This window comes from Microbacterium kunmingense, assembly GCF_023155745.1.
Taxonomy (GTDB): Bacteria; Actinomycetota; Actinomycetes; order Actinomycetales; family Microbacteriaceae; genus Microbacterium; species Microbacterium kunmingense.
Map to the genome: position 1 here is coordinate 135,959 of NZ_JAKNUS010000009.1, position 14,329 is coordinate 150,287.

The 14,329-nt window shown below is 65.3% G+C and carries 16 protein-coding genes, 1 pseudogene and 2 other annotated features; of the genes and pseudogenes, 10 read left to right on the forward strand and 7 right to left on the reverse strand.

Features of this window, described 5'->3' with window-relative positions:
- Nucleotides 1-152 precede the first annotated feature (152 nt).
- Both MA875_RS13590 and MA875_RS13595 read left to right on the forward strand, forming a co-directional pair.
- Nucleotides 153-863 (forward strand): class E sortase, encoded by a 711-nt coding sequence (locus MA875_RS13590; RefSeq protein ID WP_308221532.1) that lies wholly within the window; start codon nucleotides 153-155, stop codon nucleotides 861-863.
- Between the two features lie 132 nt (nucleotides 864-995).
- On the forward strand, nucleotides 996-1,358 hold the full coding sequence (locus tag MA875_RS13595) for a hypothetical protein (protein ID WP_248242795.1): 363 nt from the start codon (nucleotides 996-998) through the stop codon (nucleotides 1,356-1,358).
- Between the two features lie 23 nt (nucleotides 1,359-1,381).
- Here MA875_RS13595 and MA875_RS13600 read toward each other — a convergent pair whose 3' ends face one another.
- Nucleotides 1,382-1,615 (reverse strand): hypothetical protein, encoded by a 234-nt coding sequence (locus MA875_RS13600; RefSeq protein WP_248242796.1) that lies wholly within the window; start codon nucleotides 1,613-1,615, stop codon nucleotides 1,382-1,384.
- Between MA875_RS13600 and MA875_RS13605 the strand changes: the two genes are divergently transcribed.
- Nucleotides 1,614-2,914 (forward strand): IS3 family transposase gene (locus MA875_RS13605; RefSeq protein ID WP_248242797.1). Its coding sequence is split into 2 segments (ribosomal slippage): nucleotides 1,614-1,905 and nucleotides 1,905-2,914, totalling 1,302 coding nucleotides; the frame shifts between segments, so codons are not numbered across the junction. The two genes, MA875_RS13600 and MA875_RS13605, sit on opposite strands and share 2 nt — an antisense overlap.
- Nucleotides 1,892-2,044: a sequence feature (AL1L pseudoknot), on the forward strand. It overlaps the preceding gene by 153 nt.
- Before the next feature lie 329 nt (nucleotides 2,915-3,243).
- On the opposite strand, the gene lnt is transcribed toward MA875_RS13605, so the two are convergent.
- The 6 genes from lnt to MA875_RS13635 all read right to left on the reverse strand — a co-directional run bounded on the left by lnt (nucleotide 3,244) and on the right by MA875_RS13635 (nucleotide 9,266).
- Nucleotides 3,244-4,710 (reverse strand): apolipoprotein N-acyltransferase, encoded by a 1,467-nt coding sequence (lnt, locus tag MA875_RS13610; RefSeq protein ID WP_308221533.1) that lies wholly within the window; start codon nucleotides 4,708-4,710, stop codon nucleotides 3,244-3,246.
- A gap of 447 nt (nucleotides 4,711-5,157) precedes the next feature.
- Nucleotides 5,158-5,532: a hypothetical protein gene (locus MA875_RS13615; protein WP_248242798.1), complete on the reverse strand. Its 375-nt coding sequence runs from the start codon at nucleotides 5,530-5,532 to the stop codon at nucleotides 5,158-5,160.
- A 608-nt stretch (nucleotides 5,533-6,140) separates the two neighbouring features.
- On the reverse strand, nucleotides 6,141-6,785 hold the full coding sequence (locus MA875_RS13620; protein ID WP_248242799.1) for a M23 family metallopeptidase: 645 nt from the start codon (nucleotides 6,783-6,785) through the stop codon (nucleotides 6,141-6,143).
- A 404-nt stretch (nucleotides 6,786-7,189) separates the two neighbouring features.
- Nucleotides 7,190-7,906: a F510_1955 family glycosylhydrolase gene (locus tag MA875_RS13625; protein WP_248242800.1), complete on the reverse strand. Its 717-nt coding sequence runs from the start codon at nucleotides 7,904-7,906 to the stop codon at nucleotides 7,190-7,192.
- A 179-nt stretch (nucleotides 7,907-8,085) separates the two neighbouring features.
- Nucleotides 8,086-8,697, reverse strand: coding sequence for a DUF305 domain-containing protein (locus MA875_RS13630; protein WP_248242818.1), 612 nt, complete (start codon nucleotides 8,695-8,697; stop codon nucleotides 8,086-8,088).
- A gap of 101 nt (nucleotides 8,698-8,798) precedes the next feature.
- Nucleotides 8,799-9,266, reverse strand: coding sequence for a DUF6153 family protein (locus MA875_RS13635; protein WP_248242801.1), 468 nt, complete (start codon nucleotides 9,264-9,266; stop codon nucleotides 8,799-8,801).
- A 287-nt stretch (nucleotides 9,267-9,553) separates the two neighbouring features.
- Between MA875_RS13635 and MA875_RS13640 the strand changes: the two genes are divergently transcribed.
- The 7 genes and pseudogenes from MA875_RS13640 to MA875_RS13670 form a co-directional block, all read left to right on the forward strand.
- Nucleotides 9,554-9,763 (forward strand): heavy-metal-associated domain-containing protein, encoded by a 210-nt coding sequence (locus MA875_RS13640; RefSeq protein WP_248242802.1) that lies wholly within the window; start codon nucleotides 9,554-9,556, stop codon nucleotides 9,761-9,763.
- A 134-nt stretch (nucleotides 9,764-9,897) separates the two neighbouring features.
- The gene (locus MA875_RS13645) at nucleotides 9,898-10,725 is read left to right on the forward strand and encodes a DUF8832 domain-containing protein (RefSeq protein WP_248242803.1); all 828 of its coding nucleotides are present in this window, start codon (nucleotides 9,898-9,900) and stop codon (nucleotides 10,723-10,725) included.
- A gap of 36 nt (nucleotides 10,726-10,761) precedes the next feature.
- Nucleotides 10,762-13,035, forward strand: coding sequence for a heavy metal translocating P-type ATPase (locus tag MA875_RS13650; RefSeq protein ID WP_248242804.1), 2,274 nt, complete (start codon nucleotides 10,762-10,764; stop codon nucleotides 13,033-13,035).
- A gap of 53 nt (nucleotides 13,036-13,088) precedes the next feature.
- Complete coding sequence (locus MA875_RS13655) at nucleotides 13,089-13,331, forward strand: YHS domain-containing protein (protein WP_248242805.1); 243 nt, start codon at nucleotides 13,089-13,091, stop codon at nucleotides 13,329-13,331.
- A 124-nt stretch (nucleotides 13,332-13,455) separates the two neighbouring features.
- Nucleotides 13,456-13,668 carry a YHS domain-containing protein gene (locus tag MA875_RS13660; RefSeq protein WP_248242806.1) on the forward strand — a complete coding sequence of 71 codons (213 nt, stop codon included), beginning with the start codon at nucleotides 13,456-13,458 and terminating at the stop codon, nucleotides 13,666-13,668.
- Between the two features lie 130 nt (nucleotides 13,669-13,798).
- A complete protein-coding gene (locus MA875_RS13665) occupies nucleotides 13,799-14,125 on the forward strand; it encodes a transposase (protein WP_248242807.1) in 327 nt (108 codons plus the stop codon).
- Nucleotides 14,083-14,211, forward strand: a sequence feature (AL1L pseudoknot). It overlaps the preceding gene by 43 nt.
- Nucleotides 14,119-14,329, forward strand: a pseudogene (locus MA875_RS13670) (hypothetical protein); the annotation flags it as partial. (Overlaps the previous feature by 93 nt.) The gene MA875_RS13665 and the pseudogene MA875_RS13670, both read left to right, overlap by 7 nt.

Below are 14,329 nucleotides of genomic sequence, written 5' to 3' on the forward strand. Positions count from 1 at the left end.
CTTGAAGTCGACGGACACCCGCTGGACGTAGCGAACTGTGGGTACCTCTGAAAGGATCGACGGGCATGGACACCGTAGCTGAACCATCGACCGCCACCAGAAGAGGCGGTCGCAGGAGGGCGCACGCAGCACGCGTTTCCATAGTGGTCGTCGTGGGGGAGATCCTGATCACCCTTGGCGTGCTCGCGTTGCTATACGTGGCATGGCAGATGTGGATTGGCGACATCATCTACGCAGCCCAAGCCCGCGAAGAAGGTCAAGCACTCTCCGAACAGTGGGCGGCAGAGTACAGCGCCGCAAACCCGACTCCGGTCGATTCGGCGCCTATGGAAGATGCCGCACCGCCGCAGCCTCTCGAACCGCCCCTCCTAGAACAGCCGGCAGACGCTGAAACATTCGCTTCAATCCGCATTCCCCGGTTCGGAGCTGACTATGTTTTCGAGGTCGCTGGAGGGACGTCCCGCGCTCGTACTCTCGACACGGTTCGGGTGGGGCATTACGACGGCTCTGAGATGCCAGGGCAGGTCGGGAACTTCGCCCTTGCTGCGCACCGCACCACGTTCGGTGCACCCTTCAATCGGATCGCAGATTTGAAGGTCGGTGACGCGATCGTGATCGAAACACGCGACGGTTGGTACACCTATCGGTTCCGGAACCATCAGTACGTGGTTCCCACTCAGGTCGACGTCCTTCTCGATGTTCCGCAGAAGCCCGATGTCCCTGCCGAGGGCCGCTACCTAACCATGACGAGCTGCAGCCCCATCGGCTCCCTCGCCGAACGCATCGTTGCCTACAGTGTTTTCGAGAACTACACGCCCCGAGCCGAGGGTGAGCCCACTTCTCTTGCTTCAGTCACCTCGTGATGGATCCGCCAAAGAGAGCCCCTACAGATCACGAGCTGCCCTGAGAAAAGGCCTCTGATCGGGTGAGTGCTGTCCCGGCGGATTCGCGACCGGCTAATGCAAGGGACGCGGCCTCCCTCTTACGATGGGCAAATGAGGGCCCTCGACGAACGACGTTCCTCCGCCCGGCCGACGACGGTCATGCTGATCGGAGTATTGGTCGTGACTCTGGTCGCGCTCGTCGCGGTCGGCTTGATCTGGTGGGTCGCCGTGCCGGTTGGGCCAGAGGCTTGTTCTCTCGTGTTGCCAGGCCCGCGAAACTGCTTCATTCATGATCGGCTGGCCGCTGCAACCGTTTGGACTGTGGTCATCGCACTCGCGTATCTCGCCGCGATCGTTGCGACTGTGCTTCTCTCCCGGCGGTGGCCCAGGGTCGTCGGCGCGGGGATCGTTGTGCTGCTGGTGTTGGGTGTCGCAGGGTTCGTTGCTGCAGCCTGGATCCCTGCACTCGCGTGAGAGACGGGCCCAACTGCAAGGGGTCAACGGGTTCGTCTTGAGGTGTAGTCAAGGAAAGTGGCGCCGGCGTTGCGGCGGTGTTTGTCGGTGACGTTGTAGCTGTAGTTGAGCGAGTCGGCGACGACGGGCGCGGGTAGCTCGAGCACGAGGGCGCGCATCGCGGCGTTTCGTGCGCCGCGGAGGTCGATTCCGGCGTCGCGGAGTGAAGCGCCCCGGGTGTGATGGAGGCTCTCAAACCTGTGAAGGATGAGAGTCATGGCAGCACCACGGAAGTACAGCGAGGAATTGAAGGAGCGGGCGACGCGGCTCGCGTTGGACGCCCGGCGTGACCCGGCGAGCAGGGTCGGAGCGATCAAGCGGATCGCTGACCAGCTCGGAATCCACCCCGAGGCGTTGCGCACGTGGGTGCGGCAGGCTGAGGTCAACGCCGGCGAGGCGCCAGGTGTCACGACGGCGGACTCGGAGCGGATCGCTCAGCTCGAGCGGGAGAATCGCGAGCTGCGGCGGGCGAACGAGATTCTGAAGACCGCGTCTGCGTTTTTCGCGGCGGCGGAGCTCGACCGCAAGCTGAAGTAATCCCGGTGCCCACCGCGGTGCTCGTTGAATACATCGATGAGCACCGCGACCGGTTCGGGGTCGAGCCGATCTGCCAGGTTCTCCGCGGGAGCGGACTGCAGATCGCCCCGAGCACCTACTACGCCGCGAAGGCGCGTCCGCTGTCGGCGAGGGCGGTCAGGGACGCAGAGCTGGTCACGGATATCCGCATCGCGCACAAGGTGAACCTCGGTGTCTACGGGGCGCGGAAGATCCACGCGGAACTGAATCGGCAGGGTGTCCCGGTCGCGCGCTGCACCGTCGAACGGCTGATGCGACAGCACGGCATTCGAGGCATTCGCCGCGACAAGACCCGCCACACCACCGTCAGTGACGGCGCGGAAACCGAGCGCCCGGAAGATCTCGTCGAGCGCCGGTTCGAGGCCACCGCGCCGAACCAGCTCTGGGTCGCGGACCTGACTTACATCCGCACCCATGCCGGCTGGGTCTACGCGGCGTTCGTGATCGACGTGTTCAAGCGCCGCGTGGTCGGTTGGCAGACCTCGACGAACATGCGCACCGACCTCGCTCTGGACGCCCTCGACATGGGCCTCTGGCAGCGGCAACGCACCGGACAAGACGTCACCGGACTGATCCACCACAGCGACCGAGGAGTCCAGTATCGAGCGATTCGCTACACCGAACGCCTCGCCGAAGCCGACGCCGTCGCCTCCGTCGGAAGCAAGGGCGACAGCTACGACAACGCCCTCGCCGAGGCATTCAACTCACTCTTCAAAGCCGAGTGCATCCGCAACCCCGCCATGCGCCCGAAGGGCGGCTGGGCATCGATCAGAGACGTCGAGATCGCCGTCGCCGAATACATCGACTGGTTCAACCACCGACGCCTCCACGGCGAGATCGGCATGATCCCGCCCGCCGAAGCCGAAGCCGTCTACTGGGCATCCCAGCCGCCGGTCGAATACGCTCGAGAACACGTCCCCTCCTGGGCCGGAACCAACTAACCGAGCCTCCACAAAACCCGGGGCGCTTCACTACCCGATCGCCGGCTGGTTGGGTGCAGCCAACTTGACCGCGGCCACCATCGCCCTGCTGACCGTCGCCGCTCTGGCAACGACTGCTACGCTCAGCTACACGGTGGTGCAGCGCCTGCGCACCAGCAGTGACGGCCCCACCCCCGTACCCGAAGCCGCCTCGACAGGCTCTGTCAGCGACCGTTAGGAAACACCCACAACCTGCGTGGACCGCCAAAGATCATGCCGGGCGTTATCAGGCACCGGGAGAGTTCGCCCGCTACGGACCCAGAAAATTGGACCGCTCCTTCGGACGATGATCACCCACGCATCCGCGCGCGATGGTGGAGTCCAACCACCGTGAGAGCGGCGCCGGCTGCGAAGACGAGAGGGCCGGTAAGCCAGGGGCCAATGAACGTCGCGGGGGTGAGCCCGGTGCGCAGAGGGACAGTTGTGACCCCGGCCGCGGCTGTGTCAACGCCGACGCTGTCGAGGGTTGCGCCATCTGGGGCGATCACTTGACTGGTGCCCACCGTGGAAACGTTGATGACCGCACGGCCGGTTTCTATCGCCCGCATTCGGGCGAAGGCAAGCTGTTGCAGGTTTTCGTCCGTGCCGCGGAAGTCGGCGTTGTTGGTTTGAAACACATACAGCTGCGCCCCTGCGCGGGCACCATCCCAGATGACGGTGTCGTAAATGACATCGAAACAGATCGCTAACCCCACCCCGACCCCGCCGACCTGCACCAGCGGCGGGTTCGTGCCGGGGGTGTATTCGCGTTGGATCAGACCCACCAAACCTGGCGCCAGCAATTCGTAGAACCACCGGTCGGGCACATACTCTCCGAACGGCACCGGATTAGCTTTGTCATGGACCTGCCGATCATCGGGATTGGTCGTCCAGAGCAGCGAGGTGTTGAAAATACCCTCGCCGCGATGCGTTGCCGCGTTCATCAGTAACGGCGCACCCGCGGCCTGCACGACCCGGTCCAGCGCGGCAGCAGCGACAGGATCACGCAGCGGGTCTGCGTCGACGCCACCCTCCGGCCAGGCCAAGAGATCCATCGGCTGTCCGTACAACGGCGCCGTGGCTGCGAGCTGCGCAGCCAGGACGTCACCGGGCGCCTTGTCGTCGAAATACCCAGCCGGGCCGTTCCCCTGCACCCAACCGACCCGGAAATCCCCAGCCGCAGTGGTGGGAAATTGCGGCATCACAACCAGAAGTACTGTCACGCCCGCGGCGGGCAGCAGGCCGCGAGCGAAACGAAACCCGCCGGCGCGGATCCACTGCACTACCGCTGCGCACACGGTCACGATCAGAAAGGACAGCCCACTGACACCTGCCCACGATGCGACCTCCGCGATCGGGCCGTCGACCTGTGTCATTCCCAGTCGCGCCCACGGAAACCCCGAGTACGGCCACACCCCCATCACTACCTCGCGCGCCGTCCATAGCGCGGCAACCAAGATCGGCACCGCGACCAGCTGCGCGAGGCCACGCGAGCCGTAATGAGACGACCACCGGTAGGCGAGAGTGATCGGCACCGCTCCCACTCCGAACAGAATTGCTTCCACTCCTGCGAGAGCAAGCCATGGCACAGGCCCGAGGAACTGGCCCACCCACACCAGATGTGTCAAGTAGAACACCGCACCGAAGACAACGCCAACGAGGAGTGCGCCCCCCACACTGCGGCCGATGAAAATCATCACGCCAACGGTGACACTGACGAAAGTGAGCGGCCACCATCCCAAGGGCGCCGACGCGAAGGTGAGAAGGAGTGCTGCCACAGCTGACAATGGCACGGCCGCCCCCAGCGGAATCGACCAGGTCGGCGCTGGTCGCACTGCTTCCTTCCTTTTCGTTGGGGCTGCGACAGGGCGCAAGGGGATGGTCGGAGACATGGCTTGATGACCTCTCTTATAAGGCGGTGTCAGGGAGTTGTTGCGCGCTTCGAGGCGCCGTCGGCGCGACGGGCGGTGTCGACATGGAACCAGCGAGCAGGTCAGCGATACTCAGAGAGTCCGTGATTTCATCGACCCTTGAATGCCGACGCCGACCACCCGGTAGCCGGGCTTCACCGCCACACCCAGCTGCGTTTCGCTTTTCGGCAGAGTCGATCACCACAAAGCCCTCGCGAGGTCCGAAGCCTGTCATCGCCGGCGCAGCCGCGACAGCGAGCTTCGCCGGGCCGGCATCGGAAATCACAGGATGCCGGTGGGGTAGCCTTGCCTGCCTCACCGGCTTCTCCTCATCGCGCACTCAAGACCAGTCCTTTCCTTCGGCTGGGCCTCCTCGCCGTCAAGGAGGAGTGAGGTCTTGTCCCTGTCAGCGGAAGGGCGGCTCTGTGCGCAGTTCAGTTCCTTCGGCGCAGTCGGCGTGACTTTTCCTCGACCCGACACCGCTGCCGCGGGGGCCACCGACGCAATCGCGGCAATCCTCACTTCGGACTCGTCGAGAGCATGCGAATCTTCGGGACACCCGTGCGGTCTGCCACTCTCAGCGCCGGACCCGGACTCGCTCTTCTCGACTCGGGCAAAGATCAACGCAGCAAGCAACAGCATCATCACGACAGCGGCGGTGACGAGAGCCGCCTTCACAGAGAACTTCATCGGGTACTCCAACTCAGAACGTGGCACAGGTCAAGATCAGGCCCGCCCTGGGTCAGGTTCGGCACAACCGGGTGCGCACACGCTGATGAGGGAAGAAGAGGAATCATGCGCGGCACAGAGCCGAGCGCGCGGCGTCTGACATCTCGACAGTTGTCGCGCGACTGTCATGAATGAGAGTGCGCACAGCACGCCGAAAACGCAGGACGCTGCGTTTCCGCGGTGCGTTGAGCTTGACATCAACGTGATGACGCTCGGGATGCCACCTGGAGAGTGACCGTGCGGTGCCTCAAGCTGCCATTCCGGGCGCTGTGATGCTCCTCCTGGCTCCGTCACGGCAACGACGGTAGAAGGCTGCCCGTCACGTTCTGGATGAGAGGCAGCCGTGAAGCCCGGCATCACAACTCGCCACGTCCAGGTTTGCCAGACCCGTTCCGTCACGTTGGCGACCCTCGGGTGCCCCAACAGCGCGGTACCCAATGCGCGGTCCCGGGCACACGGGTCCCCTCTCGCGTCAGCGGACGGTCGCGAGCGCATCGACAGGTTGATCTTTGTCGACGTCGCAGCGACCGGTGTCGCTGCATTCGTACTCACCAACCTCACAGCCCTCGTCAGCAGGTGGCGTATCTTTCCAGCCACGGCAAAGGATCGGTCGCGGTAGCGCCCTGCAAAAGCACTTCAAAATGCAGGTGGGCACCAAAGGAGCGGCCGGTGTCGCCGGTGCGGCCGATGTACTGGCCCACGCGTACGACGTCGCCAACTTCGACTTGCCGGGAGTCGTACTCCATATGGGCGTAGCGACTGGAGACGCGTTGCCCCTCGATGACGTGATCAATGACGATCGTCACACCGAACGCGCCGCCGCTGTCCGTCGAGGTCCGGACAACCCCGTCAGCGATGGTTTGGATCTGCGCCCCCGCGCCTGGAACGAAGTCGGTGCCCTCATGCATACGGCCGTTGCGCATACCAAAGCCGTACGTGATCGGCACGCCCACCGCATACGGCCACTGGACCGCGCATGAAGCGTCATTGGTGAACACGGCAGTGGAGAAATTGGTGATTCCTACCGTCCCCGCAAGATCAACGAGAGTCTCCGTGACGTAGTTGTCGCGCTGCAGCCCACCGATGCTCTCGACCTGATCGGAAACGGTGTAACCCTGCGTATCACCACCGGGACTGCTCGCGGGCGAGGAAGTGTCGGTGGTGTCATGAATGTGCGGAAGCGCTTCGGCGTCGACGGTCATGCCGATGGTCATGACTCCGACCAGCCCCAGGATGCGGGCGGTGAAAAAGATTCCACGCAGCCTTCTGCCGCTGCGGGGTGGTGCTGTCCGATCCTTATCCGGCGGAGCCGGTGGGTGGGTCAGGTGCGGCGCAACCGGAGCGGGCTCAGCGGGATCGCCGCGGGTCACGTCGAAGGAGAACAATCGTGCTGCCGCTTCGAACGGATCAGCGGGTGTCTCCGCCCGGCCATGATGAGCACGGATGTGGTCCCCCTCGGGCCGCTCCGAAGAGACGTGTGGTCGGAGACGAGCGCGGGCTTCGCGACGGGTCAGGACGGTGGTCGCGTTATCGGTCGCCGGGCGCGAGCTCGTTGTCCGTTTCCGCCGAGAGCCGAGATCGGGCGTCGAGTTGAGCAAGATTGAAATCTTTCGGGTGGCTAGGGACGAGGTATGGGCAGCAGGCTGAGTCCGCTGTCGTCGACGATGAGTACGAGGCCGTCGTCGGTGATGGTGATGGCTTGGGGTGGGCCGTGGACCGTGCCGATGTTTTGCCAGTCCGCACCGGTGGTGCTTGTCCAGATGGTCTCGTCGTTGTCGACGCCGATCAGCCGCTGGTGGTCTGGGGAGGCGGTGATGAGAACGAGGCGGGGTGCGTCTGGCAGCGGGGTGAAGGTGGCGCCCCTGTCGGTGCTTACTTGTGGGCCGTCCGGGGTGACTGCGATAACACGATCGGTGGCGTCGACGGCGAGCCCGAATGCAAGCAGTTCGCCGCCGGTCGGAGTCCAGGTGGCTCCGGCGTCCGTGCTGAACATCAGCACGTTGCTGCTGGCGTCCTGTCCGTACAGCGTGTCGTCCGGTCCGGCGGTGAGGGCGTGGAAGTCTTTCTCTCCGGTGAACGCGACCGGGTCCCAGGTTTCCCCGCCGTCCAGGCTGCGGATGATGCCGAGGTTCCCTTCCCCCAGTTCGGGCGGGGTGTTCCGGCCGGGGTGGCCCGAAGCGATGAGGTCGCCCCCGAGAACGGTCAGCCCCATGGCATCGAAGTCGTCCCCGCCGACGCGGGTGCCGATTTCTCCGGCCGCGGTTGCGGTGTAGATGCCTTCGTGGGTGCCGAGGAGGAATCCGTCGCCGTCGGGCGCGGGGACGATGGCGTGCACGTGTGGGGTTGTGGCGGGTGCGTGGTCAGCGCCGGTGGGGGGGCGCCGGGGCCGCGCAGCCGGTGAGGGTCAGGGTCAGGAGCGCGACGAGTCCGGTCGCGCGGGAGCACGCGCATACGCACCCTTTCACGGTCAGGGGGGAGGATGCCCCCGGGCGGGGCGTCCTCCCCCGGGGTACGTCAGAGCTGTGTGAGCAGCTCCTGCATGGTGGTGATCTCGGCAGTCTGGGTGTCGATGATCGTTTGCGCCATCTCGACCGCATCGGGGTTCTGGCCGTCAGCTACCTGATCTTGAGCCATCTCAATCGCGCCTTCGTGGTGCACGATCATCTGCTCAAGGAACAGCCGTGACGCCTCGACGCCGGTGGCGGCTTCCAACGCTGCCATGTCGTCTTCGCTCATCATACCGCCGCCATGGTCCATCCCCGCCATGCTGTCCATGTTGGGCATGTCCGCCCCCCACGCGTCTAGCCACGCTTCCAGCTGTTCGATCTCGGGCTGCTGAGCGGCCTTGATATCCTCGGCCAGGGCGAGCACACCGTCATCGATGCCGTCCTTGGCCAGGATCATGTCAGACATTTCCACAGCCTGCTGGTGGTGCGGGATCATCATCTGCGCGAACATGACGTCCGCGTCGTTGAAGTCCGCGCCAGGTTCGGAGGAGGACGAGTCGTTACCGTGATCCATGCCCGGCATGGACTCTGAGCCGGACCCGGCGGTGTCAGCGCAGCCGGCGAGGGCAAGTAGTGCGGTAAGGGTGAGGGCGGCGAGTGCCGCGGGACGGTTCTTCATCTTCATCAGGGTTCTCCAATAAGCGGTACGTCGATGGGACCCGGTCGGGTGACCGGGCAGCGGTAACGAAGCCGGGCACGATGTGCCGGCTCGGGCCCGCATCACGTACGGCTGATGCAGAGAGCGGTGAGAGAAGGCGGCCGCGTTCGTGGCCGATGGGAAGAACGGGGGCTGAGTAGCCTGGGTCGCGGCAGAACCGACAACCACCGCAATTGGCCGCCCAAACGCGCCACAAGCAGCACGGTTGCAAGCAGAGCGAGCACGCACGCCATCGTGAGCACGTCGGAGTGCCCACCCGCTCCGCAGTCCGCGCATGGTTCGTCTGCCGCGACGAGACCAGCGTGATGGTCCTTCACAACGCCAGTGTTGGCCGCGGAGGATTCAGCGCCAGTACTGGCTGCGGAAGAGACGGCGGCGGAGTTGCCGGCGTCGGAGCCGGTGTGAGAGTTGAAGGAGTGCATGGCGAGCAGGCCGACGATGACGGCGGCGGTGACCGCGATGACCAGCAGCACGCTGCGCGCCATCAACCGGCCGGCACGCAGCCTGTCCGTTAGCGCAATCATCGACATCTCACCCCTCTCCTCTCCACGGTACGTCACACCCATCAACGATCGATAACGGGGGCCCCGGCAGCGGTCATCGTGATCCGCAGCTGATCGATGCCAGATACGGACGCCTGGGAAACCTATGCGAACGCCGATGCTGTTACAGGTGTCCGAGCCTGTGTCCCCTTCTCTGGTCCGCTTTGTGTCTTTGCAAACTATTCTTACCGATGGAAATACCCAAGGGGGGTATGGGTGTTACGGTTGGTCGAACTCCCAGCTCGGGGGGATCACTGAGATGAGAGGGATCTGAGATGGCCACCAGCGAGTTTCAGGTCACCGGGATGACGTGCGGACATTGCGAGATATCCGTCCGAGAAAAGGTCTCCGAGATTCCCGGCGTTGACGAGATCCAGGTGAGCGCACAGACCGGCATCCTCGGCGTCTCCTCCCCTGCCCCGCTCGATGACGCCGCCGTACTGGCCGCGGTCGAGGAGGCCGGCTACGCGGCGGTGCGCGCCTGATGAACGCAGCGGGACGACTAAGCCTGTATGGCGCTGGCGTGTTGGTGGCGTTCGGCGGAGTGTTCGGTATCGCAGCAGCGGTTGTGCCGGACAGTGCTGTGGCGAACTGGGTCGCCACAGCCAGCGACAGTTCCATGGCCGACCACGCCGGAATGGGCAGCGACGACACCGCGGAAACCGTCACCATTCCCGGGGTGTCCTTATCCGGATACGGGTACGAACTCGGCCCGGTCACCGCACCGACGGTTGTCGGTGAGCCTGATGAGCTCAGGTTCCAGATCCTCGACGTCACCGGGACGCCGCTGACCGCGTACGAGACTTCCCACGAGAAGGACCTTCACCTGATCGCGGTGCGCACCGACGGAACCGGGTTCCGGCACGTGCACCCGACGCTCGATGAGGCCACCGGAACGTGGTCGACACCGTGGAAGTGGGCAGACGCTGGCACCTACCGCGTGTACGCGGACTTCGTGCCGGATGTGGCAGACGGCCCCGATAAGGTCACGCTGACCCGCACGGTCGAGGTCGCGGGCGAGTTCACCCCCACCCCGGCTATGACGACGTCCACCACGAGCGAGGTCGACGGGTACACCGTGACCCTTGACGGGAACCTGACGGCGGAGACGAGCTCCGAACTGACCCTTTCGATCACCCGTGACGGGGAGCCGGTCACCACCCTGCAGCCGTACCTGGGCGCGTTCGGGCACCTGGTCGCGTTGCGCGACGGCGACCTGGCCTACCTGCACGTGCACGCGGAAGGCGAGACTCCAAAGGACGGCGACACCGCCGGCCCCGACATCCGGTTCGCTGCCGAGGCGCCCACCGCCGGCCGCTACCTGCTCTACCTCGACTTCCAAGTCGACAGGCAGATTCACACCGCCCAGTTCGTCGTCGACGCCGGTCACGGCACCAACGGCACAGGCACGGATGACACCCACAGCGACACGGGCGACGATCACTGACCGCCCCCGTGACGATCTGAAGGAAGAAGGATCACCATGAGCACCACCGCACCTACAGGTGCGACCGCAGACTCCGCGGTTGAACTCCAGATCGGCGGGATGACTTGCGCGTCCTGCGCGATGCGGATCGAGAAGAAGCTGAACAAGCTCGACGGCGTCGCCGCGACAGTGAACTACGCCACCGAGAAGGCAAAGGTCACCGTGCCGGCCGGGTATGACCCGGGTCTGCTGGTCGCCGAGGTCGAAAAGACCGGGTACACCGCCGTACTTCCGGCGCCGAAGAAGACGAAGAACGACGCTGCGCAGGGCGAGGACGCGGACGACGCCGACCCGGAGCTGCGCAGCCTGCGCACCCGGCTGATCGTGTCGATCATTCTCAGCGTTCCGGTCATCGCGATGGCGATGATCCCCGCGCTGCAGTTCACTTACTGGCAGTGGGCGTCGCTCGCGCTGGCGGCGCCGGTGATCGTGTGGGGCGCGTTCCCCTTCCACAAGGCCGCGTGGGCGAACCTGAAGCACGGCACCGCGACGATGGACACCCTCATCTCGATAGGCACCACCGCGGCGTTCCTGTGGTCGCTGTACGCGCTGTTCTTCGGCACCGCCGGCATCCCCGGCATGACACACCCGTTCGAGTTGACTCTCGCCCCCTCCGACGGGGCGGGGAATATCTACCTCGAAGTCGCCGCGGGGGTGACGATGTTCATCCTCCTCGGCCGCTACTTCGAGAAGCGGTCCAAGCGGCAGGCGGGAGCGGCGCTGCGTGCACTGCTGGAGATGGGCGCGAAAGACGTCGCGGTCCTGCGCGACGGGGTGGAGACGAAAATCCCTATCGACGACCTGCAGGTCGGTGACGAGTTCGTGGTCCGCCCGGGCGAGAAGATCGCCACCGACGGAGTCGTGGTCTCCGGCACCTCTGCGGTCGATGCGTCCATGCTGACCGGCGAGTCCGTCCCGGTCGAGGTGGGCGAGGGTGACCCGGTCACCGGCGCCACCGTGAACGCCGGCGGCCGCCTGGTCATCCGCGCCACCCGGGTGGGTTCGGACACGCAGCTGGCCCAGATGGCCAAGCTGGTCGAGGACGCCCAGACCGGCAAGGCCGAGGTGCAGCGCCTGGCCGACAGGATCTCCGGCGTGTTCGTGCCGATCGCAATCCTCATCGCGGTCGTCGCCTTCGGTGCCTGGTGGGGCGCGGGCTTCCCGATCTCCGCCGCGTTCACCGCCGCCGTCGCTGTTCTCGTGATCGCGTGCCCCTGTGCGCTGGGACTGGCGACCCCGACCGCTCTGCTGGTCGGAACTGGGCGCGGCGCTCAGATGGGCATCCTGATCAAGGGCCCGGAGGTCCTGGAATCCACCCGTAAGGTCGACACCGTCGTGCTGGACAAGACCGGCACCGTCACCACCGGCAAGATGACCCTGGTCGACGTGATCACCGAGCCCGGTGTGAACCGGGACGAGCTGCTCCGCCTCGCCGGGGCACTGGAGGATGCCTCCGAGCACCCGATCGCGCAGGCGATCGCCAAGGGCGCCACTCAGGAGACCGGCATTCTGCCTTCCGTGGAAGGTTTCACGAACCTGGAAGGCAAGGGTGTGCAGGGCGTCGTCGATGGGCGAGCGCTCGTCGTCGGCCGGGATTCGCTGCTGGCCGAGTGGTCGCTGCACCTGAGCGGAGAGGTCGCCCTGGCGAAAGCGAAGGCCGAAAGCGAAGGCAAGACCGTCGTGGCCGTCGGGTGGGACGGTGCCGCCCGCGGCATCCTCATCGTCGCCGACACCGTCAAGCCGACCAGCAAGGAGGCTATCGCCCAGCTCAAGGCGTTGGGTCTGACCCCGGTGCTGCTCACCGGTGACAACGAGGCGGTGGCCCGTCAGATCGCCGCCGAAGTCGGCATCGACCAGGTCATCGCCGAAGTCATGCCCAAAGACAAGGTCACCGTCGTCACCGGTCTGCAGGATGGCGGCAAGGTCGTCGCGATGGTCGGAGACGGCGTCAACGACGCCCCTGCACTCGCACAGGCCGACCTGGGACTTGCGATGGGCACCGGGACCGATGTCGCCATCGAAGCATCCGACATCACCCTGGTCCGCGGAGACCTGCGCAGCGCAGCCGACGCGATCCGGCTGTCGCGCAAGACCCTCGGCACGATCAAGACCAACCTGTTCTGGGCCTTCGCCTACAACACCGCGGCGATCCCGATCGCCGCTCTCGGCCTCCTCAACCCGATGCTCGCCGGCGCCGCCATGGCCCTCTCCAGCGTGTTCGTCGTCGGCAACAGCCTGCGGCTGCGCGGATTCAAAAGCATCGCGCGCTGACCGGGTCCTTCCCGCCAGCGCACCCACCACCCACATCGGAAGGAACACCACCCATGTCCAGCTGTTGCAGCACCAGCGCCCCCACCCCCGGCGGACGCGAAAACCTCCTCGACGGCACCACCGGCGCTGACATGACCACCTGCCCGGTCATGACCGGCAGCCCCGTCAACAAGGCCACCGCCGAGGCTGCCGGCCTGTTCCGCGACTACGAAGGCGAGCGGTACTACTTCTGCTGCGCCGGCTGCGGTCCCGCGTTCGACACCGACCCGGCCAAGTACGCCGCCGCCATGGCCTGACCCTTGTCCCGGGGATCCCCAACAAAGGGATACCGGGCCGCCAGACGCCAACGACCGGCCTTAATCCGAACCCTTGCCACACCCTCTACCTCGCTATTGACGAACGACAGGAGCAACACCCACCATGAGCCACGATCACGACCATCACCATGAGGCCCCCGCCGACGCTGACGATGTCATCGTCTGTCCGGTGATGCCGGGCAGCACCGTCAGCAAGAGCGTTGCCGAAGCGCAGGGCCTATATCGGGACTACGAGGGCGAGCGGTATTGGTTCTGCTGCGCCGCGTGCGGCCCGCTTTTCGACGCCGACCCTGCCAAGTACGCCCACGCCACGTAAACCACGGTGTGGGGTCCGTGATCTCGTCACGGACCCCACACCTCCCTTTCGAGGAGTACCCATGACACCGCGCAAGATTGAATCGCCCCGGGTCTCGTGGAGGGTCTGATTCCCCGAGAGGATGATGACTATGCCAGCACCGAGGAAGTATCCGCCGGAACTTCGTGAGCGTGCGATGCGGCTTGTGGCTGAGGCCCGGAAGGAGGATCCGGAGCTGTCGTTGAACCAGGCGGTGATCCGGATCGGGCAGCGTGTCGGGGTCAATCCCGACACGCTGCGGGGTTGGTGCAAACAGGCTCAGATCGACGCGGGCGAACGGCCCGGGACCACGACGAGCGAGGCTCAGCGCATCAAGGCGCTCGAAGCCGAAGTGCGCGAGCTGAAGCGGGCGAACGAGATCTTGTTGGCGGCCTCGTCGTTCTTCGCGCGGGAGCTCGACCCGCGACTGCCGTGGTAGTTCAGTTCATCGACGATCATCGTGACCGGTTCGGGGTCGAGCCGATCTGCCGGGTGCTCACCGAGCACCACGTGCCGATCGCTCCGTCCGGTTACTACGCGTTCAAGAAGCGGCCCCCGTCGGCGCGGACGATCAGCGATGCGGAGATGATCGTGGAGATCGAGAAGGTGTTCTGGGACCGCAAGCTGGGCCGCGGGATCAGCG